This window comes from Sulfurimonas sp. HSL-1716 (assembly GCF_039645975.1).
Classification (GTDB): domain Bacteria; phylum Campylobacterota; class Campylobacteria; order Campylobacterales; family Sulfurimonadaceae; genus Hydrocurvibacter; species Hydrocurvibacter sulfurireducens.
In genome coordinates, this window is the sequence record NZ_CP147918.1 from 1169668 (window position 1) to 1188277 (window position 18610).

At 40.2% G+C, this 18610-nt stretch carries 21 protein-coding genes; 18 read left to right on the forward strand and 3 right to left on the reverse strand.

The features are described from left to right. Positions 1 to 13: 13 nt before the first annotated feature. From modD to WCY03_RS06050, 3 genes are read left to right on the forward strand one after another with little or no spacing between them, the layout of a single operon-like run. Positions 14 to 859 carry a ModD protein gene (gene modD, locus WCY03_RS06040; protein ID WP_345991148.1) on the forward strand — a complete coding sequence of 282 codons (846 nt, stop codon included), beginning with the start codon at positions 14 to 16 and terminating at the stop codon, positions 857 to 859. Beyond that, positions 844 to 1539 carry a molybdate ABC transporter permease subunit gene (modB, locus tag WCY03_RS06045; protein WP_345991150.1) on the forward strand — a complete coding sequence of 232 codons (696 nt, stop codon included), beginning with the start codon at positions 844 to 846 and terminating at the stop codon, positions 1537 to 1539. Before modD ends, modB begins: the two co-directional genes overlap by 16 nt. Further along, positions 1539 to 2393 carry an ATP-binding cassette domain-containing protein gene (locus WCY03_RS06050; RefSeq protein ID WP_345994066.1) on the forward strand — a complete coding sequence of 285 codons (855 nt, stop codon included), beginning with the start codon at positions 1539 to 1541 and terminating at the stop codon, positions 2391 to 2393. Before modB ends, WCY03_RS06050 begins: the two co-directional genes overlap by 1 nt. Here the strand turns inward: WCY03_RS06050 and WCY03_RS06055 are convergent. Next, positions 2390 to 2614: a hypothetical protein gene (locus WCY03_RS06055; protein ID WP_345991152.1), complete on the reverse strand. Its 225-nt coding sequence runs from the start codon at positions 2612 to 2614 to the stop codon at positions 2390 to 2392. The two genes, WCY03_RS06050 and WCY03_RS06055, sit on opposite strands and share 4 nt — an antisense overlap. A gap of 120 nt (positions 2615 to 2734) precedes the next feature. Between WCY03_RS06055 and WCY03_RS06060 the strand changes: the two genes are divergently transcribed. Both WCY03_RS06060 and WCY03_RS06065 read left to right on the forward strand, forming a co-directional pair. Continuing rightward, a complete protein-coding gene (locus WCY03_RS06060; RefSeq protein WP_345991154.1) occupies positions 2735 to 3715 on the forward strand; it encodes a DUF2156 domain-containing protein in 981 nt (326 codons plus the stop codon). Then, on the forward strand, positions 3712 to 4140 hold the full coding sequence (locus WCY03_RS06065; protein ID WP_345991155.1) for an N-acetyltransferase: 429 nt from the start codon (positions 3712 to 3714) through the stop codon (positions 4138 to 4140). Before WCY03_RS06060 ends, WCY03_RS06065 begins: the two co-directional genes overlap by 4 nt. Here the strand turns inward: WCY03_RS06065 and WCY03_RS06070 are convergent. Beyond that, a complete protein-coding gene (locus WCY03_RS06070; protein ID WP_345991158.1) occupies positions 4130 to 6661 on the reverse strand; it encodes a cation-transporting P-type ATPase in 2532 nt (843 codons plus the stop codon). The two genes, WCY03_RS06065 and WCY03_RS06070, sit on opposite strands and share 11 nt — an antisense overlap. Before the next feature lie 90 nt (positions 6662 to 6751). Here WCY03_RS06070 and WCY03_RS06075 point away from each other — a divergent pair, with 90 nt between their 5' ends. After that, positions 6752 to 7606, forward strand: coding sequence for an NAD(+)/NADH kinase (locus WCY03_RS06075; protein WP_345991160.1), 855 nt, complete (start codon positions 6752 to 6754; stop codon positions 7604 to 7606). 5 nt (positions 7607 to 7611) lie between these two features. Here the strand turns inward: WCY03_RS06075 and WCY03_RS06080 are convergent, their stop codons facing one another. Next, positions 7612 to 8478 carry a DUF5677 domain-containing protein gene (locus tag WCY03_RS06080; RefSeq protein WP_345991162.1) on the reverse strand — a complete coding sequence of 289 codons (867 nt, stop codon included), beginning with the start codon at positions 8476 to 8478 and terminating at the stop codon, positions 7612 to 7614. A gap of 178 nt (positions 8479 to 8656) precedes the next feature. On the opposite strand from WCY03_RS06080, the gene WCY03_RS06085 reads away from it, so the two are divergent. From WCY03_RS06085 to mrdA, 12 genes are all read left to right on the forward strand, one after another. Then, entirely contained in the window at positions 8657 to 10192 is a 1536-nt protein-coding gene (locus WCY03_RS06085; RefSeq protein WP_345991164.1) for an AAA family ATPase, read from the forward strand. A gap of 172 nt (positions 10193 to 10364) precedes the next feature. Then, positions 10365 to 11141, forward strand: a complete 777-nt coding sequence (locus WCY03_RS06090) for a TatD family hydrolase (RefSeq protein WP_345991166.1) — start codon at positions 10365 to 10367, stop codon at positions 11139 to 11141. 88 nt (positions 11142 to 11229) lie between these two features. After that, positions 11230 to 12453: a LysM peptidoglycan-binding domain-containing protein gene (locus tag WCY03_RS06095; protein WP_345991168.1), complete on the forward strand. Its 1224-nt coding sequence runs from the start codon at positions 11230 to 11232 to the stop codon at positions 12451 to 12453. Beyond that, entirely contained in the window at positions 12446 to 13225 is a 780-nt protein-coding gene (locus tag WCY03_RS06100) for a septal ring lytic transglycosylase RlpA family protein (protein ID WP_345991170.1), read from the forward strand. Before WCY03_RS06095 ends, WCY03_RS06100 begins: the two co-directional genes overlap by 8 nt. Before the next feature lie 4 nt (positions 13226 to 13229). Continuing rightward, a complete protein-coding gene (hisB, locus tag WCY03_RS06105) occupies positions 13230 to 13802 on the forward strand; it encodes an imidazoleglycerol-phosphate dehydratase HisB (protein WP_345991172.1) in 573 nt (190 codons plus the stop codon). Continuing rightward, the gene (locus tag WCY03_RS06110; RefSeq protein WP_345991174.1) at positions 13799 to 14293 is read left to right on the forward strand and encodes an HAD-IIIA family hydrolase; all 495 of its coding nucleotides are present in this window, start codon (positions 13799 to 13801) and stop codon (positions 14291 to 14293) included. Before hisB ends, WCY03_RS06110 begins: the two co-directional genes overlap by 4 nt. Beyond that, positions 14290 to 14814, forward strand: a complete 525-nt coding sequence (locus WCY03_RS06115; RefSeq protein ID WP_345991176.1) for an LPS export ABC transporter periplasmic protein LptC — start codon at positions 14290 to 14292, stop codon at positions 14812 to 14814. The genes WCY03_RS06110 and WCY03_RS06115 overlap by 4 nt, the downstream gene beginning before the upstream one ends. Continuing rightward, positions 14811 to 15287 (forward strand): lipopolysaccharide transport periplasmic protein LptA, encoded by a 477-nt coding sequence (gene lptA, locus WCY03_RS06120; protein WP_345991178.1) that lies wholly within the window; start codon positions 14811 to 14813, stop codon positions 15285 to 15287. Before WCY03_RS06115 ends, lptA begins: the two co-directional genes overlap by 4 nt. After that, the gene (gene yihA, locus WCY03_RS06125) at positions 15287 to 15910 is read left to right on the forward strand and encodes a ribosome biogenesis GTP-binding protein YihA/YsxC (RefSeq protein WP_345991180.1); all 624 of its coding nucleotides are present in this window, start codon (positions 15287 to 15289) and stop codon (positions 15908 to 15910) included. The genes lptA and yihA overlap by 1 nt, the downstream gene beginning before the upstream one ends. Continuing rightward, positions 15897 to 16355, forward strand: a complete 459-nt coding sequence (locus tag WCY03_RS06130; protein WP_345991182.1) for an N-acetyltransferase — start codon at positions 15897 to 15899, stop codon at positions 16353 to 16355. Before yihA ends, WCY03_RS06130 begins: the two co-directional genes overlap by 14 nt. Positions 16356 to 16381: 26 nt before the next feature. Next, on the forward strand, positions 16382 to 16810 hold the full coding sequence (locus tag WCY03_RS06135; protein WP_345991184.1) for a hypothetical protein: 429 nt from the start codon (positions 16382 to 16384) through the stop codon (positions 16808 to 16810). Next, on the forward strand, positions 16800 to 18584 hold the full coding sequence (gene mrdA, locus WCY03_RS06140; protein ID WP_345991186.1) for a penicillin-binding protein 2: 1785 nt from the start codon (positions 16800 to 16802) through the stop codon (positions 18582 to 18584). The genes WCY03_RS06135 and mrdA overlap by 11 nt, the downstream gene beginning before the upstream one ends. Positions 18585 to 18610 lie beyond the last annotated feature (26 nt).

An 18610-nucleotide genomic window follows, 5' to 3' on the forward strand; every position in this document is an offset into this window, starting at 1 on the left:
AAAAGGATATCTCTTGTCTTTGCTTTTAGACGCGGAACTTTTGGAATATATACGTGAAGACATGCCTTATTTTGATCTCACGACCACAATGCTCGGCGAGGATTTCGACGATGCGATACTCGAGATAAGGACACGGGAAGAAACTGTTGTGGCATGCAGTGAAGAAGCGGCACGCATCGCCGAACTTTTGGGCTGTGAAGTAGAGTTTTTCGTTCCTTCGTCAAACAGGGTTAAAGCCCAAGAGGCGATCCTTCGCATAAAAGCCAAAGGTGAGATCCTGCATCGGGCTTGGAAGCTGACACAGGTACTTTTGGAATATGCCTGCGGAATGGCGACATACGCAAACGACATGCTCTTAAACGTACAGAAAGTAAATAGGCACTGTGAGATACTCGTCACGAGAAAAAGCATCCCTTTTGCCAAAAAATTTGCCGTCCGTGCACTGCTTTGCGGAGGAGTACTTCCGCACAGACTTGGACTCTCCGAATCTATTTTGATTTTTTCACACCACCGTTCGCTTTTTAAAGATACAGATGCATTTAAAGATGCTTTTAAAAGATTAAAACCAAAAGCGGTCGAAAAAAAGATCGTAGTCGAATGCGAGGATATTCAAGATGCAAAAGAGATGCTTATGCTTGGTGCGGATGTGATACAGATGGACAAGTGCGCCTTGGATATATTTTCAGATCTTGTCGGGTATAGACAAACCCATTTCCCCGATGCAAAGATAACCGCAGCAGGGGGCATAAACAAAGATAACGCCGCAGAGTTTGCAAAAACAGGTGTGGATGCGATTATAACGAGCAGTCCGTATCAGGCGAAAATGGCCGATCTCAGTGCCAAATGGATAAAAATATGAACGGTATGAACTTCGAACCTTTTTTTCTCTCCTTTAAACTGGCCGCGTCCACCACGTTCATTCTTTTTATCATAGCACTGCCGTTGAGCTGGTGGCTGAGCCAGACGAACAACAGGTTTAAACCCGTCATAGAGGCCTTTGTATCCCTTCCGATCGTTTTACCGCCGTCGGTTCTCGGTTTTTACATACTCTACGCACTCTCGTACAATTCGCCTTTGGGCGCATTTATGGACCACTATTTCGGTGTCAAAATGGTCTTTAATTTTACGGGACTTGTGATCGCGAGCTGTTTTTACTCCTTTCCTTTTATGGTCCAGCCGCTGCAAAGCGGTTTTGAGTCGCTTAATAAAAATATGCTTGAAGCTTCCTATATAGCGGGTAAAAGCAGGATCACGACTCTTTTGCATGTAGCGCTTCCAAACGTCAAACCCGCGCTTATCACGGCTCTTATCATCACATTTGCGCATACGGTAGGCGAATTCGGTGTGGTATTGATGGTCGGAGGTTCTATCCCCGGAGAGACGAAAGTCGCTTCTGTGGCTATTTATGAATATGTCGAGATCATGGATTATAAATCTGCGCATATCTACAGCGCACTTATGGTTTTGATAAGCTTTTTCGTACTGCTTGGAGTCTATTTTTTCAATCAGCATCAAAATCGTAAGATGGGCGTCATATGATGATAAAACTGGATATACAAAAAACACTTTACACGACAAACGGGCATGTCGATCTTGATATCGATATCGCCATCAAGAAAAATGAGTTCGTAGCTCTCAGCGGCGTAAGCGGAAGCGGTAAAACGACTCTTTTGCGTATACTCGCAGGGCTTGAAACGGCTAAAGGCGAGATAGATGTCTTCGGCTCCAAATGGCTCGATTTAAAAAAAGCTCTTCCTCCTCAAGAAAGGGGCATAGGCTTTGTGTTTCAGGATTATGCGCTGTTTTTGAACATGACTGTTTTGCAGAACCTGCTTTTTGTCAGTAAAGACGCCAAACTGGCATCACATCTTTTAGAACTGACGGGGCTGAGTGAATTAAAAGAGAGATATCCCGCTATGCTCAGCGGCGGACAGCGTCAGCGCGTTTCTTTATGCCGTGCTTTGATGAAACGCCCGAAGATACTGCTTATGGACGAGCCTCTTTCGGCTCTTGATCCCGAGATGAGAACAAAACTTCAGCATGACATTCTCCGTCTTCATAAAGAGTTCGATACGACCACCATTATGGTCAGTCACGACCCAAGCGAGATGTACAGACTGGCAACGAGAGTACTTGTGCTTGAACATGGAAAGATCATAAAGGACGGATTGGCAAAGGATGTCCTGCTTAAAACATCGGGAAGTCAGAAATTTACGCTTCAAGGCGAGCTTTTAGAGATAAAAAAAGCCGACGTGATCTATATTGCAATAGTCGCTATAGGACAGCAGATAGTCGAGATAGTTCTCGATTCAAACGAAGCAAAAAGCTTTCAACCGGGGCAAACCGTACAAGTTAGTACAAAAGCCTTTTCGCCCTCTATCTCCGCTCTTTAAGCATATGTGTCTAAAAGATTCGTAGAGGTCACCGTCGGTGTCACATCTTTTTTTTCCGTGCTTAAAAAGGTCTGTGCATCGCTTGTAGTCTGGTTGGTGTTTTGCAAAAGTTCAGACCCTTGCTGCTGCGACGATGCCTGCTGTTTTACACTGGGATCAGGCCTTCCTATCTGTATCTGACTGGAATAAGGTGACTCAAATATATATCTGGTGATATTCATAAAATCCTCCTTTGCGCTTTGATAAATTATAACATATTATTTATTTAAAATTTTTATAAAAAAAGCTTGCGTAAAAGTGAATTTATAGGAGTATAATTTTAAAAAAATACAAGGTTGCCAATGTCAAGCTTAGTTATAAAAGATTACACTTTAAAGCATTTTAATCTAAATGCAAAACCGATAATGGATGAATATCTGCACATGATCGAAATAGATCTGAGCGATTATACTTTTGCAGGAAACTACATATGGCTGTCGAACTCTACGGGGTTTTATGCGATAGTCAACGAGACCTTTTGTCTGTTTATCCTTTCTTCGGGTGTCTTGAGCATGCTTTTGCCGCCTCTTGGCAGACAGGAAAACATCTATGATGCGATAATAGAGTGTTTTGATATCATGAACACCCATAATGAAAACAAAAATTTTTCCAAGATCGAATATGTTCATGAGGATATTTTGGAGGGGTTTGTCGATTATCTGGAAGAGGGCACCGAGATATTTGAGAAGCTTAAAGATTTCATTATCGAAAAAAAACTGGTCGACTATATTTATAGAACCGATGATCTCATAGACCTCAAAGGAAATCCCTATAAAGTAAAAAGAAACGAGATTAACCGTTTTAGAAGCATATACCCAAACCACAGAATAGAGATCTTTGACAAAGAGCAGCATGCAAAAGAGGTTATAGCGCTTTTTAACAAATGGGTTCAAGACAGAACCATCCATATGCCAAAAGAGGATGCGGAAGTATTTTTAGACGGTATCTATTTCGAGCGTTTTGCGATAAAAAGACTTATGAATGATTATGACAACCTTGACGTGATCGGGATCGTCATCTACATAGACAATGAGCTCAAAGGTTTTACCGTCGGCGAAAAAATAAGCGAAACGGTAGCAAGCGTCATCATAGAAAAAACGGATTTTGAGATACTGGGATGCGCCCAGTTCATCTTTAGAGAGTTCGTAAAGATTTTAAAAGAGAAGTACGGCAGCGAATATATCAACGTAGGAGACGATATGGGATTTGAAAATCTTAAAAAAGTAAAAATGTCATATCGTCCGGATAAACTCATACCAAAATATACCATCTACCAAAAATGACCGTCAGACAAGCTTCTTTGAGTGATCTAAAAGAGATAGAAAAGATCGAGAAAGACAATTTTTCGCCTGAAGAGTTCGGACTCTCACGCTCTTCTTTGCGCTATCATCTGAAAAGAAACATCGTTTTTGTCGCAGAAGACGAGAACGGGATCATCGGATATTGTCTGTGGCTGAGTAGAAAAAATTTCTACAGGCTTTATTCCATCGCCGTTTTACGAAAGTTTCATTCAAAAGGGTATGCAAAAAAGCTTTTAGAACACTCTTTGTACAACTTAAAAGACAAAGCATTGCGTTTAGAGGTAAAGCAGACCAACGGGCAAGCCATATCGTTATATGAAAAATTTGGATTCAAGATCATCAAGATCCTGAAATCCTATTACCCGAACAACATGGACGGATATCTGATGAAAAGAGCTATCTCTTAGCAGCTCTTTTTAAAATCCACTCCACCCATTTATAGCCCTCTATTAAAGCAAACACGCCAATCGTAGCACCTCCTATATAGCCAAGCATCTCAAAGTTCGGCGATATAGAATGAAGCAAGTGCGGGAAAAGATAAAGAGCAATACTTTGAAGTGCTATTCCAATAGCAACTCCGATCCATATTGCAGGATTGATGCTCAAACTTCTTCTTATATTGCGTAAAAAAGGTTCATTTTCTTTTTGCGCCAAGATACCGTTTACCCATTGTGAAGTCACTATAATGGAAAAAGATACTGTAACAGCCGCTTCATAACTATAATCATTGTTTAAAAGATGGATAAAAACGGCAAGTGTCACAGAAGCATTAACGATCGACACCCATGCTATTCTGGCTATCTGCCAACGGTCAAAAAACTGTTTTTCAAGCCTGCGGGGAGGATTTTTCATGACATCTCCCTCTTGGCGGCACATCGGAAACGTTTTGTCCGTCACTCCGTCGGTTACGATATTTATCCATAATATCTGCGTAGCATGAACGGGCAGAGGAACGCCTGCTATGATTGCCGTGCTGATAAGGAGAATCTCATCAAAACAGGTTGCAAGCAGATAAAATATGACTTTTCTCAGGTTCGCCGTAATAATCCTGCCTTGACGTATCGCATCGACTATGATTCCCAGATTGTTATCGGTTATTACCATTTTTGCGGTTGATTTTGCGGCTTCGCTTCCGCCGCCCATGGCGATACCAAGGTCAGCAGCCTTGAGGGCAGGGACGTCATTGACTCCGTCTCCTGTAACGGCTACGATCTCACCCTCTTTTTGCAAAAGCTTGACGACTCTGTATTTGTGCTCGGGAAGAGCGCGGGCTATAACACTGCATCTTTTGAGCGTATCGTAAAGTCTCTCGTCAGTCATATCTTCTATTTCCGTACCGTTTAGCACTCTGTCTTGTTCTTGCCATATACCAACATCCTTGGCAATAACTTGCGCCGTCAAAGGGTTGTCTCCCGTGATCATAATAACCTTGATCCCGGCATTTTTAGCATGAGAAACGGCATCGGCGACACCATCCTTTGCACTATCTGCAAAACCGATGAGTCCTACGATACGAATACTCCATTTTTTAGGATCTTCCCAATTTTCCTCACTGATACCAAAAGCCAGAAGACGAAGCCCCGTCACAGCCATTTTATCATGAGCCTTATCCAGATTTTCGAGTTCCTGCACACTGTTTGCAGCCATTGTCCTTAACGCTTCGTAGGCTCCCTTAATATACAACCGCTCTTTTTTTTGATGATCTTGATTGACGGTTGCCATCATACGGAGTTTTGGATCAAAAGGGTGGTAAAACACTCTGGAGTTGTGTTTTCTTATCGGTTCATATTCGGACCCCAGCCAAACTCTAAGCGCTGCATCGACAGGATCACCGTGTTCTTGTGAAGCATCGTTACACAAGGCCGCGCACATCCTAAGAGCCTCTTTGTCGAGTACTTCCGTCTCTTTGACGGATAAATATCCTTGAGTGATCGTACCCGTCTTATCCGTTGCGATCACAGAAGCGCTTCCTAGCGATTCGACCGAAGGCAGATGGCGTACAAGTACTTTATGGCCGCTGAGTCTATATGCTCCCAGAGCCAAAATAAGCGTTACGACTATAGGCAGACCCTCGGGCACTGCGGAAACCAGCTCGGCTATAAGGACGGAGGCCAGATCGCCTATACCTAATCCATGAATGAGTCCCACGGCACCGACGATCAGTAAAATTGCGGCTAAAACTACGATAAGCTTCTTTGAAAAGAGGGAAAGAGAACGTGTAAGAGGAGAATCGGGAGAAAGCTCCTGCGCACTTTTGGCAATGCTTGCCAGATAAGTATGTTCTGCAGTGGCGGTAACCAGCCCTTTGGCTGTCCCTTTGATGATGTGCGTACCTGAAAAAAGAATGTTTTTTCTTTCATAAGGAGGGGTTTGAGATGGAAATATTTTATCCGCATCTTTAGAAGAGGGCACAGACTCTCCCGTGAGTGTTGCCTCGTCAACCTGCAGTCCATGGGATTCGATAAGCCTGATATCAGCCGATATAAGATCCCCTTCGCCTAAGAGGAGGATATCTCCGGGAACTATCTCTTCTGAAGGAACAAGCGCTTCTAGCCCCATTCTTACGACTCTTGCATGAGTCTCCGTGAGTTTTTTAAGCGCCCGGATGGAAGTTTCGGCTTTATACTCCTGAAAAAACCCCAAAATACTGTTTATGAAAAGGATGCCTGCGATAAAAATGCTGTCCGTGGTATGTCCCATTGCAAAAGAAAGAAGCGCCGCAGCGATCAAAACGGCGACGATAGGGCTTTTAAACTGACCGATAAAAATAGACAAAAATGAACGCTTCTCCTCTTTGAGTACATTTTTACCGTAAACTCTCAAACGCCTGGAGGCTTCATCGGCTTCTATTCCTTCTTCTGAACTCTCAAATATCTCGTAAAGTTCTTCGGGAGTCTTAGAGTGCGGAGAATCGGATAAGGTCATCATGCGGCTCACCATCCTTTTATTTATGCGTCACATTAGATTTTAACCATAAAAAAGTGTATAATTGTTTAAAAAAGATATAAAGAGTCATTTTTGAAAAAAACGGATATAAAAAAAGCCGGGATCATTCTCAGACCTTCGACACCGGAACTTAAAGATATATTTTATGACATAAAAAACGTGTTTGAATCACATGGTATCGAAGTCTTCATCGACAGCATCAGCGGCGGCATGATAGACGTCATGGGACAGGAGTTTGACATCCTGTGCCAAAAATGCGATATCTTGGTAAGTATCGGCGGAGACGGGACGCTGATCTCTACGGTAAGAAGATCGTACAAGTACCAGATCCCGGTTCTTGGCGTCCATGCCGGAAAACTGGGCTTTTTGGCGGATCTTTCGGTCGATGAGATGAAAGATTTCGTTCAGCTTTTAGTCAAAGGCGAATATCGCATAGACCACAGATCGGTTCTGCAGGCGACCATAAAAACAAGCGAATCCGAAGATACGATATTTGCGTTTAACGATATTGTTCTCACACGTCCCTCTATCTCTAAGATGATACGTATAGAGACTCTGGTGGACGACAAAGCGTTCAACACATACTACGGTGACGGTGTCATCGTTTCGACACCGACGGGTTCTACGGCGTACAACCTCTCAGCGGGCGGACCCGTACTCTTTCCACTTACAAATGTGTTTTCGCTCACACCTATCTGTCCGCACTCATTGACGCAAAGGCCGGTCGTTCTTCCGGGGCATTTCAGCATCGATATGAAAACACCGGACAAATCGGCACTGCTCATCGTTGACGGGCAGGATATACATGAGTTCGGCTCAGGCGATACCATAAGTATTAAGCTGGCAAAAAATCCGGCAAAACTGATACACAAAAAAGATTTCAACTACTTTGACGTCTTAAAAGAGAAGCTTCGCTGGGGAGAGTAAAAAAATCAATTAATTTCTTCAAATTCAACTTCTTCTCCATGAATGACTAGAAATGGAGCTAAAGAGTTTACTAATTTTATAATTTCTATTTTTTCTTTATCTTGATCTAATTTGCTTGATAGTTTTACTAAAACTAAGCCAAAATAATATAATGTTTTTATACCATGATAAATTGATAAAGAAATATTTGTTGCTTTAAAATTTTTAATGGCTACAGATTGTAGTTCTATAGGAAAATTTAAAACGGTGCCAAAGTTATAAACATCTTCTGCTAAACTATGTACAGAATCCGAATTCATAGCATATAAAGTTCTATAAGCATCTTCATGTCCACAAACTTTAAATCTTTTATAAAGCTCAGGCCAATTACTTTTTTTATTATTATATAATTTACTATTTTCTTTTTTAATTTGTTCAAACATTTCAACTTTATCTTTAGAGACTTTTATTGCATATTCATTATTTATTTTTAAACAATGTTGATACCATTGTTTAGATTTGTTTAGAGTTGTATCAATAAAATTTCTTATAAATTCTTTTGAACGTTCATTTGTATCATCATCTAATAAATATAATAAATTTATAGAATGTTCTAGTGCTACACGTGCAAGAGGATCAGAACCGATATATAGTTGCGATTTAAGTAGTACAATAATTGATTCATTAGTTTTCATTAATGCATTAGTTAAAACTTTAATCTGTGTCATTTTCATAGGGTTTGTTATAGATTTAGAGGTTTCAAAAGTAAAGTTTAAATATTTTTTTTGCAATCTTTCAAAGATTTTTTCTAAATCTTCAATTTGATTTATATGAGATAGTTTTTCTTTTGTATCATTTTCATAATGTAATTTTAATTTTTGAATTTGATTCATTGCTATTACTCCAAGTTATCATAATGTTGTATAACAATATTACATTGAAAAAATATTATAGATTAAAAAAATAACAAAATGCAATATTTTTATATTACTGCCTAAAAATATGTCAAACTGATAAAAATTAAGATAAGTGTTTTAAAGTATAATTGCAGACAATAAAGAGGTTTGACAGATGATAGAGAGATTTTACCTAAAAGATTACCTGAGTTTCAACGAAGTAGAGCTTGAGCTGAAAAACGGTCTTATCGTCTTTACCGGTCCCAGCGGAAGCGGTAAGTCCATACTCATGAACTCCATTCTCTCTTCACTGGGTGCAAGCAGCTGTGAGGCTTCTCTTTGCGAATCAAGCGTGACTTGGGAACTTGATTTGGAAGAAACGGGCATAGAAGAGGATGACGTAAACGTCTTTAAACATATCAAAAAAGAGAAATCCCGCTATTTCATCAATAATCAGAGCGTTTCTAAAAAAGTGATGTCGGATATCGGTTCAAACTATCTCAGGCACCTGAGCCTAAGAGACTACAGTGATTTTGAGAACGAAAATCTCCTCTGTATCTTGGACAACCGTGTAGAACACAAAACACAAAAGCTTGACACACTCAAAAAAGAGTATCGGGAAAGCTTCTTGGAATACAAAAAAGTCAAACAGGAACTTGAAAAGATAGAAGAAGAGGAAAAAAAGATCATAGAGCTCAAAGAGTTCGCTGCTTTTGAGATACAAAAGATCCAAGAGGTAAACCCTAAAGAGGGCGAAGACGAAGAACTTTTAAGTATTAAAAAAGAGCTTTCCAAAAAAGAAAAGGTGTTAGAGAGCATAGAGCTTGCAAAATCTCTTTTTGACAATGAGCATCACGTTTTGAGTACACTTGATCTGCTGGATGCAGACAGCGCTTTTTTTGACGATGCAATGAACGAACTAAGAGTCGTATTGGATAACGCAGAAGAAAAGTTCGGGGCATTAGAGGATATAGAGGTCGAAGAGGTGCTAAACCGCATAGAGGAGCTCGGTGCCATCAAAAGAAGATACGGAAGCATTCAAGAAGCGCTTGCGTATAAAGAGCAGAAGATAAAAGAGCTTGAAGCATATGAGAACATCGAGATCACAAAAGATGAACTGGTACAAAGGCATGCTGTTTTAGAAAAAGCGGTCAATGAACTTGCAGATGCTCTAAGCGAGCTAAGAGCCAAAGAGCTAAAGTCTTTCAACGACGACCTAAACAAATATCTAAAAGACCTCTACCTAAGAGACGCAAAAGCGGCCCTGCATGAAAACAGACTCGATATGCTTGGAAAAGACAGGATAGAACTGGAGTTGAACTCAACAGCACTAGATAAGATAAGTACGGGAGAGTTCAACAGGCTGCGTCTTGCCATACTTGCCTTAAAATCAGAGTTCATGAACAAAAACGGCGGTGTCTTGATGCTTGATGAGATAGATGCCAATCTAAGCGGTGAAGAGTCCATGAGCGTTGCAAAAGTGCTTCGCAAACTTGCAAAATATTTTCAGATATTCGTTATCTCTCACCAGCCGCAGCTTACCTCTATGGGAAATCAGCATTTTCTTATCCATAAAAAAGGCGATGAGTCTTTTGCAAAAGAGCTTGATCTTAACAGCAGGATAGAGGAGATAGCCCGCATTATCAGCGGTGAGAGCATTACAAAAGAAGCACGCCAATTCGCAAAAGAGCTTCTGGAGGCAAGCAGATAGATGTGCTTCATCATTTCCATCATCTCTTTGGTGCTGTGCTTTAACTTTTATATGGCAAATAATCTTGTATTAGCCTTATTTTCGCTGTTAGTCTCCATATTTTTTATAATTTTGATGATAAAGAATATAAAATACGTAAAAAATCTAAAAAATGAAAACAAGGAAAAAAAAGATGATAATTGACACGCATATACATCTGGATGACGGCAGATACGACGATGACTTTGAAGATGTTATAAACAGAGCGTATCAAAACGATGTAAAGCGGTTTATCATTCCCGGTGCCGATCCTCTGACCCTTGAAAAAGCAGTAAAGATAGCAGAAACACATGAAAATATCTACTTTGCCGTAGGAGTGCATCCGTATGATCTTGAAGCATTTGATTCTTTTGATTTTGAAAAATATCTGCAGCATGAAAAGTGTGTAGCCGTAGGCGAATGCGGGATGGATTATTTTAGGCTCGAAGGAAGCCATGAAGAAAAAGAGATCGTCAAAAAAGAGCAGGAAAGAGTCTTCAAAGCACAAATAAGACTGGCAAAAAAGTATAAAAAGCCGCTTATCGTGCATATACGCGACGCTTCACTCGATTCCAAAAGAATACTTCTTGAAGAAGAAGCGGGCGAAGTAGGGGGTGTTTTACATTGTTACAACGCCGATGAACAGCTTCTTTCTCTAGCACAAGAGGGCTTTTATTTCGGTATAGGCGGGGTACTGACCTTCAGCAATGCAAAAAAACTGGTCAACGTTCTGCCAAAAATTCCTTTGGAAAGGCTGGTTATAGAGACCGACGGGCCGTATTTGACTCCGACACCGCACAGAGGGGAAAGGAACGAACCCGCTTACACAAGATTTGTCGCTAAAAAAATGTCAGAACTATTACATAAAAATATCGATGAAATTGAGAATATAACGACAGAAAATGCGATAAAATTGTTTCATATTCTTTAATATTATATAATTTGCACATATAATTTATATAATAATAATCTCTTTTTAGATAAAATAAAACACTTTTTATTATGGAAATTGTTATATTATGCTTAGATTTATTTTGATTTTACTGGCTCCGTATGCACTTTTTGCTGCATTGACGTTCAGCACGAACAACAATAAAGACGTAGAACTTTTAAAGACATTCGACATAGACTCATCCTTCCTGTATGATGAAAAACTAAATGAGATGAAATCTTCTGAACGCGCAAGATACCAATATAAACACTTTTTTCAAGCTATGGACAATGCTTATATATTTATCCCCAGAATCAAAGAAGTACTCAACGAGTACAACGTCCCCGCAGAGTTTTTGTATCTTGCCATGGCGGAATCCAACTTTTCCACTAAGGCATATTCGAAAAAAAGAGCTACGGGTATGTGGCAGTTTATGCCCCGTACCGCAAAACTGTATAAATTAAGAATCGATGATTACGTGGATGAAAGACGTGATCTTATAAAATCCTCCAAAGCTGCAGCGCAATATCTTACTTATCTGCACAAAAAATTCGGAAAATGGTATCTGGCGGCGATCGCGTACAACTGCGGAGGAGGGTATCTCAGCCGTGCTATAAAAAGAGCGGGTACGGATGATCTAAAAGTACTTTTGGATGATAAAAAAAGATATATCCCGCGCGAAAGCAGACTTTATATCAGAAAGATTCTTGCTTTGGCATTGGTAGGGAACGATGAAGACTATCTGATAGACAACGAGTATGAATTTTTGCTTAACCGCGGAAATGCTTATTCGCTGGCAACGGTAAAGGTCGCCAGAGGGGAATCTTTATCGAGAATCTCCAAACTGATCGGTATTCCATTGAAAGAACTAAAAGCTCTAAACCATCATTTAAGTTATGATTTTACTCCGCCCGATGTAAAAACCTACGATATTTACATTCCATACGTAAAACTTTCGGAGTTCAAACAGAAATATCATCCCGAAAGCATCAAAAACATCTATATGGTCCATACGGTCAAAGCGGGCGAAAGTCTCTACAGTATCGGTAAAAAATATAAAGTTCCCTACAAAATAATAAAAGATTTCAACAAACTGACCACCAACAGACTCTCTTTAAAAGAGCGTCTTATCATCCCTGTGGCAGTCTCAAAACATAGTTTTCATGATAAAAAATACTATATGGTCAAAAACGGAGATACTCTTGATTCGATAGCAAAAGCGAACAAGGTAAGCATCGGATTTATAAAATCGGTAAACAACCTGAAAAACAACACTATTAAAATCGGCGACAAGTTGTACTTAAATGAATAAAATCCTAATCTTTATAGCTGTTTTATCTGTCTTCACGGGTTGTAGCACAAGAGGGGTCCGCTACTACGGCGGCTCGAGCACTTACAACAACTATTCTCCAAGCAGTAGTAAAAGATATGCAAAAGCAACCATGCGTCCATATGTGGTCCGCGGAATAAGATACTATCCGACCGTTGTAAGCGTAGGTGACAAGCTTTTTGGCCGCGCAAGCTGGTACGGTCCCGATTTTCATGGAAAACTGACCTCCAACGGCGAAACTTACAACATGTACGATATGACGGCAGCGCACAAAACTCTTCCTATGAACACGATCGTAAGAGTCACAAGCAAAGCGACGGGAAAATCCGCGATAGTACGTATCAACGACCGTGGACCCTTCGTAAACAACAGGATCATTGATCTGTCTAAAGCAGCAGCTGCAAAAATAGATATGATTGGCACGGGAACTGCTTTGGTGACGCTTGAAGTACTCGGTTTTGCCGGAAAAGGAAAAGTGGGTATCCCAAAACAAAAAGAGCTTGATGCGGGACCTAAAGAGGAAGTCGTAACGGAGTTTGCTCTTCAGATCGGCTCTTTTAGCAACATAGAAGGCGCCATAAGAACACAGAAAAAATATGACGGTATAGACGGGTACAAAACTATCATAAAAGATATGCAGGCAGGTAAACAAAGAATGTTCAAAGTGTGGCTGAAAGGTTTCCAAAGCGAAGCAGAAGCCAGAGACTACAAAGCAAACGGACAGTTTGCTGGTGCATTTATAGTAAAGGAATAGATTTATGATAAGCAAAACAAGAAAAACAAAAGAAACAGATATTACCATCTCTTTAAATCTTTACGGAGAAGGAAAGAGCAAGATAAGCACGGGAGTAGGCTTTTTAGACCATATGCTTGAAAGTTTTGCAAAACATGCGCTTTTGGACCTGGAGATCAAATGCAGCGGCGATGTCCATATAGACGATCATCACAGCGTCGAAGACGTCGCGATCGTCCTTGGTTCGCTTTTAGCCGAATGTATCTATCCCGTAAAAAAACTTGAACGTTTCGGCAACGCCAATGTCGTGATGGATGAAGCATGCGTGAGCTGCGACATCGATCTTAGCAACCGTCCTTTCTTGGTGTATGAACTTGATGTGGCAGGTAAAGTGGGAAGCTTTGATACCGAACTTGTCGAAGAGTTCTTTAGAGCACTAATGTATAACGCAAAGATCAGCGCACATATAATTCAGCAGCGAGGAAAGAACAAACACCATATTATCGAAGCTTCTTTTAAAGCCTTGGCGGTGGCTCTTCGCCGTGCCGTAACCATAAATGAAAGAGTAGGGATACCTAGTACAAAAGATGTTTTATGATTAAGCTGATAGTTTTGGATGTCGACGGATGTATGACCGACGGCGGTATTATATATACAAATAGCGGTGAAGAGATCAAAAAATTTGACGTCAAAGACGGTTTTGCGATAGTGAGCTGGAGAAAACTCGGCGGTGAGCTCGCCATCATCACGGGAAGAGATTCCAAGATCGTTGAAAACAGAGCCGCAGAACTTGGCATAAAGTACCTTTATCAAGGCGTAAAAGACAAAAAAGCCACTTTAGAAAAACTTTTGGAAGAGATCGGCATCTCTTTTGATCAAGTCGCTGCCATCGGTGACGACCTCAATGATTACAAACTCCTTTCATGCGTAGGGAAAAGCTTTACGCCAAATGACGGAGCCGATAAGGTAAAAGGGATGGTAGACTATGTCCTGACACGAAAAGGCGGAGATGCGGCTGTTAGAGAGATGATCGAGATCGTCATAAAAGAAAACGGTCAGATGGAACGGTTTTTGGAACTTTGGATATGAACATAAACTTCTATTTTATCTATATATCCGTAGGCTTGGCGATGATATATCTTTTCTTTCATCCTATGAAAATGGAAAAACTGGATAAAGGCGAGATCGCGCAGCTCGAATTGACCAAGTTCACTATATACGACCTTGACAAAGAGGGGCTGAAAAGTATCTTTCAAGGAACGAAAGGCTACAGATATCTGGACAGATATGAGATATTTGATGTAAACTATACCGATAATTCAAAAGAACAGATCGCTAATATCACATCAAATTTCGGTATTTATAAAGACTATATCGTCGATCTTTACGGAAATCTTATTTATAAAAGAGCTGACGGATTGACCTATAAAAGTGACGATGGGAACTATAATCAAAGAACAGGCGTCTTAAAAACCAAAAGTAAATATATTTCATATAGAAATAATGATAGAATAACCGGAAACAGCCTGATGTATGACAGCAAACACGGTCATGCCACCTCAAAAGACGTGTCTGCGGTGTATCAATTAAAAAACAGTGAGAAACTATGAAAATAAAAACGATTTTTGCTTTACTTCTATCTTCAAGCGTGCTATTTGCCAATGAATTAAAAGTGACCGCCAACTCTTTTGACGGTGATGAAAAACAGGGGATCGCCATTTTTAAAGGCGATGTAAAAATAAAAAGAGGCGTAGACGAATTAAATGCTTCAAAGGTCACGATATATACGGATGAAAAACATGATCCTACAAAAATGCTGGCAGAAGGGAATGTATCGTTTTTTGTCAGAACCGACAACAATTCGACATATATAGGAAAAGCGCAAAAAGCGATCTATCTGCCGAAAATAAAAGAGTATCAGTTCTATACGAACGTACACCTGCGCCAGATCAATGAAAAGAAACAGATCGACGGAGACAAAGTCATACTTAATACCATAGACGGAAAAGCCGTGGCACAGGGTGCAAATAAAGAACCTGTGATCATGATATTTAATATCAAAGACAAAAACGAGAGCAAGTAATGGTTGATATTGTAGATGCAAAGTTCATCACATCAGCCCCCAATATAGAAAAAGCACCTCCTTCAAGCAATCAGAACGAGGTCGTCTTCATGGCCAGATCAAATGCCGGGAAAAGCTCTCTGCTAAATGCTCTTACAAACCATAAAGGGTTGGCAAAAGTTTCCTCTACGCCTGGGAAGACACGCCTAATAAACTATTTTGACGTAACTTTTTTAGACAGAGATGCCGGCGAAAAAAGATCTGCAAGATTTGTCGATCTTCCCGGATTCGGTTATGCAAAAGTATCAAAATCTATGAAGTATGATTGGGAAAAGAACCTAACGGATTATATAGCGCAAAGAGAACAGATAAAACTTTTTATCCACCTTGTCGACTGCCGTCATCCGGAACTCGAAATAGATGCCGACGTAGCGGATTTTTTACTAAATGTCGCAAATGAATCGCAAATAATTCTGACCGTATTTACAAAGATAGACAAGTTAAACCAAAAAGAGCAGAGTTCGTTAAGAAAGAGATTTCCGAATGCTTTGATGGTATCAAGCAGTAAAAAGCGCGGAATACCCAAGCTTGTATCGGAGATATACGAGATTTTGCAAGAGGAGATCCTCGATGATAACATATAAAAAAGCCTCTTTAAACGATATTGCAGCTATGCAGGAGCTTATAAAGCCTGAAGTCGATGCAGGTATCATTCTGCCTAGAAGCAATGACGAGATCGCTACCAATATAAGATCATATATGCTTGCCTTCGATGAAGAAAAACTTGTCGGTTTTTGTGCTTTGCATGTACATTCTCCTGCACTTGCAGAGATCAGGTCGTTGATCATACGAGAAGAATACAGATCAAAAGGCATCGGCTCAAAAATCGTAAAAAGATGCCTTGAAGAAGCAAAAGGTTTAGGTTTGAAACAGGTCTTGTCTTTGACATACAAACAAAGTTTTTTCGAGAAGCTCGGCTTTATGGAAATTCCAAAAGAATCACTACCGGACCATAAAATATGGGCAGATTGTATTAAATGCAAACATTTTCCAGTATGCAACGAAATATCGCTAATCAAAAATATTTAAATATTTTTATATATTTAACGCTCTTTTTGATATATGAAAGCTTAAGCAGCATATATCTGTTCCTGCCTCCGCTGTTCGCCGTTTTGTTCGTCATCTTTATAAATGCGATAAAAAACGACGATACGGTGACCCTACTTGCGGCTTCATTGGCTTTGATCCTGTTCGAAGCCCAAAAAGACTATATACTCTTTAGTTCTATCGTCTATTTTACTTTTATATATAGGTTTCTGGTTCTAAAACTGGACAAATATATCCAATGCGTGAATTGTGTCAAGTTTTTACTGGTCTTGATCGCATATATCGGATATTATCTCTTTGCTCTGGTGCTTTCTCAAATGTTTCTGTTAAACCCGCCCGATCTTAACTTATACGTCATCTATTACATTATCATCGAATTTGTCATTATTCTGATATTCCAGGATTGGAACTCAAAAGGGATCTGGCTTGAGGCTTAAAATAATACTTCTTATCTTTGCCGTTGCCTGGATATCGCTGATCGTCAGAGTTTTCTATCTGGCAATCCAGCATAATGAGTATTATGAGGACCTGTCGGATAAAAATACCATTAAAACAGAGCTCATATCTCCTGTACGAGGGGAGATACTAGACAGAAACAACAATCCTGTAGCCATAAACAAACTTGGATTTAAAATAGAGATCGCTCCGCATTTGAGCAGCGAAAAAAATATGCCCATACTTGACGACGAACTGGACACGCTGGTCAAATACATCCCTTCTCTTGACAAAGAGAAAATGAAAAAAGAGTATATGAAACAAGACTCATATTACAACCAGAACTATATAGAGGTTGCCAGTTTTATCTCCTACAAGGACATTATGCCCGTATATTCGATCTTGAATTTGCGGGACAATATCCATATCATCTCATCTCCTAAACGTTTTTATCCTTATAACGACACGGCTTCGCATATCATAGGATATGTGTCAAACGCCAATCAAAACGATATAGACAGGGATCCTTTGCTTTCAATCATAGGTTCCGTGGGGAAAAACGGAATCGAAAGGTACTATAACACTTTTTTAGAAGGCGAAGCGGGAGAAAGAAAAGTAAAAGTAAGTGCCAAAAACGAGGAGATACAGGAACTTTATCATAAAAATCCGATAGAAAACCGCAAACTTATCCTCTCCATCGATATGAATCTGCAAAAATATATATCCGATATGTTTAAAAACGAATCGGGAGCCGTTATAGTCATGGATGTCAACGGTTCCGTCTTAGCGGCGGGAAGCTTCCCTGAGTATGATCTTAACACCTTCGTCTCGGGGATCTCGACAGAAAGATGGAAACAGCTTATAGAGGATATAGATGCCCCTTTTACGAACAAACTGATAAACGGTCTTTATCCTCCGGGTTCGGTCGTAAAAATAGGCTTGGGGCTGATCTTCATCACCACTGCGCTCAATGAGAGATGGGGAGTCAATTGTACGGGAAGCTATATCGTCTCAAACCGTAATTTCAGATGTTGGAAGAAAGAGGGGCATGGAAGAACGGATATAAGAAAGGCGATCAGAGAGAGCTGCGACGACTATTTCTATAAAGCAAGCGTCAATACGGGAATAGAAACTATGAGCAAAGGTATGCTCAGATACGGTTTAGGAGAAAAAACGGGTATAGACCTGCCAAATGAGTTCATCGGTACCGTTCCCAGCCGTGAATGGAAAAGAAAGAAATATAATCAACCATGGTACATAGGAGAAACTTTAAATACGGCGATCGGGCAGGGGGATTTTCTAGTTACTCCTATGCAGGTCGCACAGCTTACCGCCCTTATCGCTACAGGCAAACTGGTTACGCCTCATATTGCAAAAAAGATAGGGAACAAAGAGGTAAAGCCGGTATTTAAAGATGTACTAAACGAAATTGAAAAGAAAAAGATAAATATAATAAGACAGGGAATGTACGACGTCTGTAACGCAGATCATGGTACGGCGACTCCGTTCTTGCATACAAAAATCAGACTCGCCGGTAAGACGGGTACTGCACAGGTCGTCGGGATCTCGCAGGAAACCAAAAAAAGGCTTCAAGAGCATGAAATGAAATACTATACGCGTTCTCATGCCTGGCTTACGACTTACGGGCCTTATAAAAATCCTCAGTACGTCGTCACCGTCTTAGTCGAACACGGCGGACATGGAGGGCATGCTGCAGGAGATATCGTCTCTAAGATATATAATAAACTTTTACAAGACGGATACATAAAGAAGTAGCATTTTAAAAAAGCTTCAAGACCCTT

What these genes read in the sequence shown, in the direction of transcription:
- modB (WP_345991150.1), top strand. Translation starts at nt 844, where the DNA reads ATGGATAAAAATATGAACGGTATGAACTTCGAACCTTTTTTTCTCTCC.
- WCY03_RS06050 (WP_345994066.1), top strand. Translation starts at nt 1,539, where the DNA reads ATGATAAAACTGGATATACAAAAAACACTTTACACGACAAACGGGCAT.
- WCY03_RS06055 (WP_345991152.1), bottom strand. Translation starts at nt 2,614, where the DNA reads ATGAATATCACCAGATATATATTTGAGTCACCTTATTCCAGTCAGATA.
- WCY03_RS06060 (WP_345991154.1), top strand. Translation starts at nt 2,735, where the DNA reads ATGTCAAGCTTAGTTATAAAAGATTACACTTTAAAGCATTTTAATCTA.
- WCY03_RS06065 (WP_345991155.1), top strand. Translation starts at nt 3,712, where the DNA reads ATGACCGTCAGACAAGCTTCTTTGAGTGATCTAAAAGAGATAGAAAAG.
- WCY03_RS06070 (WP_345991158.1), bottom strand. Translation starts at nt 6,661, where the DNA reads ATGATGACCTTATCCGATTCTCCGCACTCTAAGACTCCCGAAGAACTT.
- WCY03_RS06080 (WP_345991162.1), bottom strand. Translation starts at nt 8,478, where the DNA reads ATGAATCAAATTCAAAAATTAAAATTACATTATGAAAATGATACAAAA.
- WCY03_RS06085 (WP_345991164.1), top strand. Translation starts at nt 8,657, where the DNA reads ATGATAGAGAGATTTTACCTAAAAGATTACCTGAGTTTCAACGAAGTA.
- WCY03_RS06090 (WP_345991166.1), top strand. Translation starts at nt 10,365, where the DNA reads ATGATAATTGACACGCATATACATCTGGATGACGGCAGATACGACGAT.
- WCY03_RS06095 (WP_345991168.1), top strand. Translation starts at nt 11,230, where the DNA reads ATGCTTAGATTTATTTTGATTTTACTGGCTCCGTATGCACTTTTTGCT.
- WCY03_RS06100 (WP_345991170.1), top strand. Translation starts at nt 12,446, where the DNA reads ATGAATAAAATCCTAATCTTTATAGCTGTTTTATCTGTCTTCACGGGT.
- hisB (WP_345991172.1), top strand. Translation starts at nt 13,230, where the DNA reads ATGATAAGCAAAACAAGAAAAACAAAAGAAACAGATATTACCATCTCT.
- WCY03_RS06110 (WP_345991174.1), top strand. Translation starts at nt 13,799, where the DNA reads ATGATTAAGCTGATAGTTTTGGATGTCGACGGATGTATGACCGACGGC.
- WCY03_RS06115 (WP_345991176.1), top strand. Translation starts at nt 14,290, where the DNA reads ATGAACATAAACTTCTATTTTATCTATATATCCGTAGGCTTGGCGATG.
- lptA (WP_345991178.1), top strand. Translation starts at nt 14,811, where the DNA reads ATGAAAATAAAAACGATTTTTGCTTTACTTCTATCTTCAAGCGTGCTA.
- yihA (WP_345991180.1), top strand. Translation starts at nt 15,287, where the DNA reads ATGGTTGATATTGTAGATGCAAAGTTCATCACATCAGCCCCCAATATA.
- WCY03_RS06130 (WP_345991182.1), top strand. Translation starts at nt 15,897, where the DNA reads ATGATAACATATAAAAAAGCCTCTTTAAACGATATTGCAGCTATGCAG.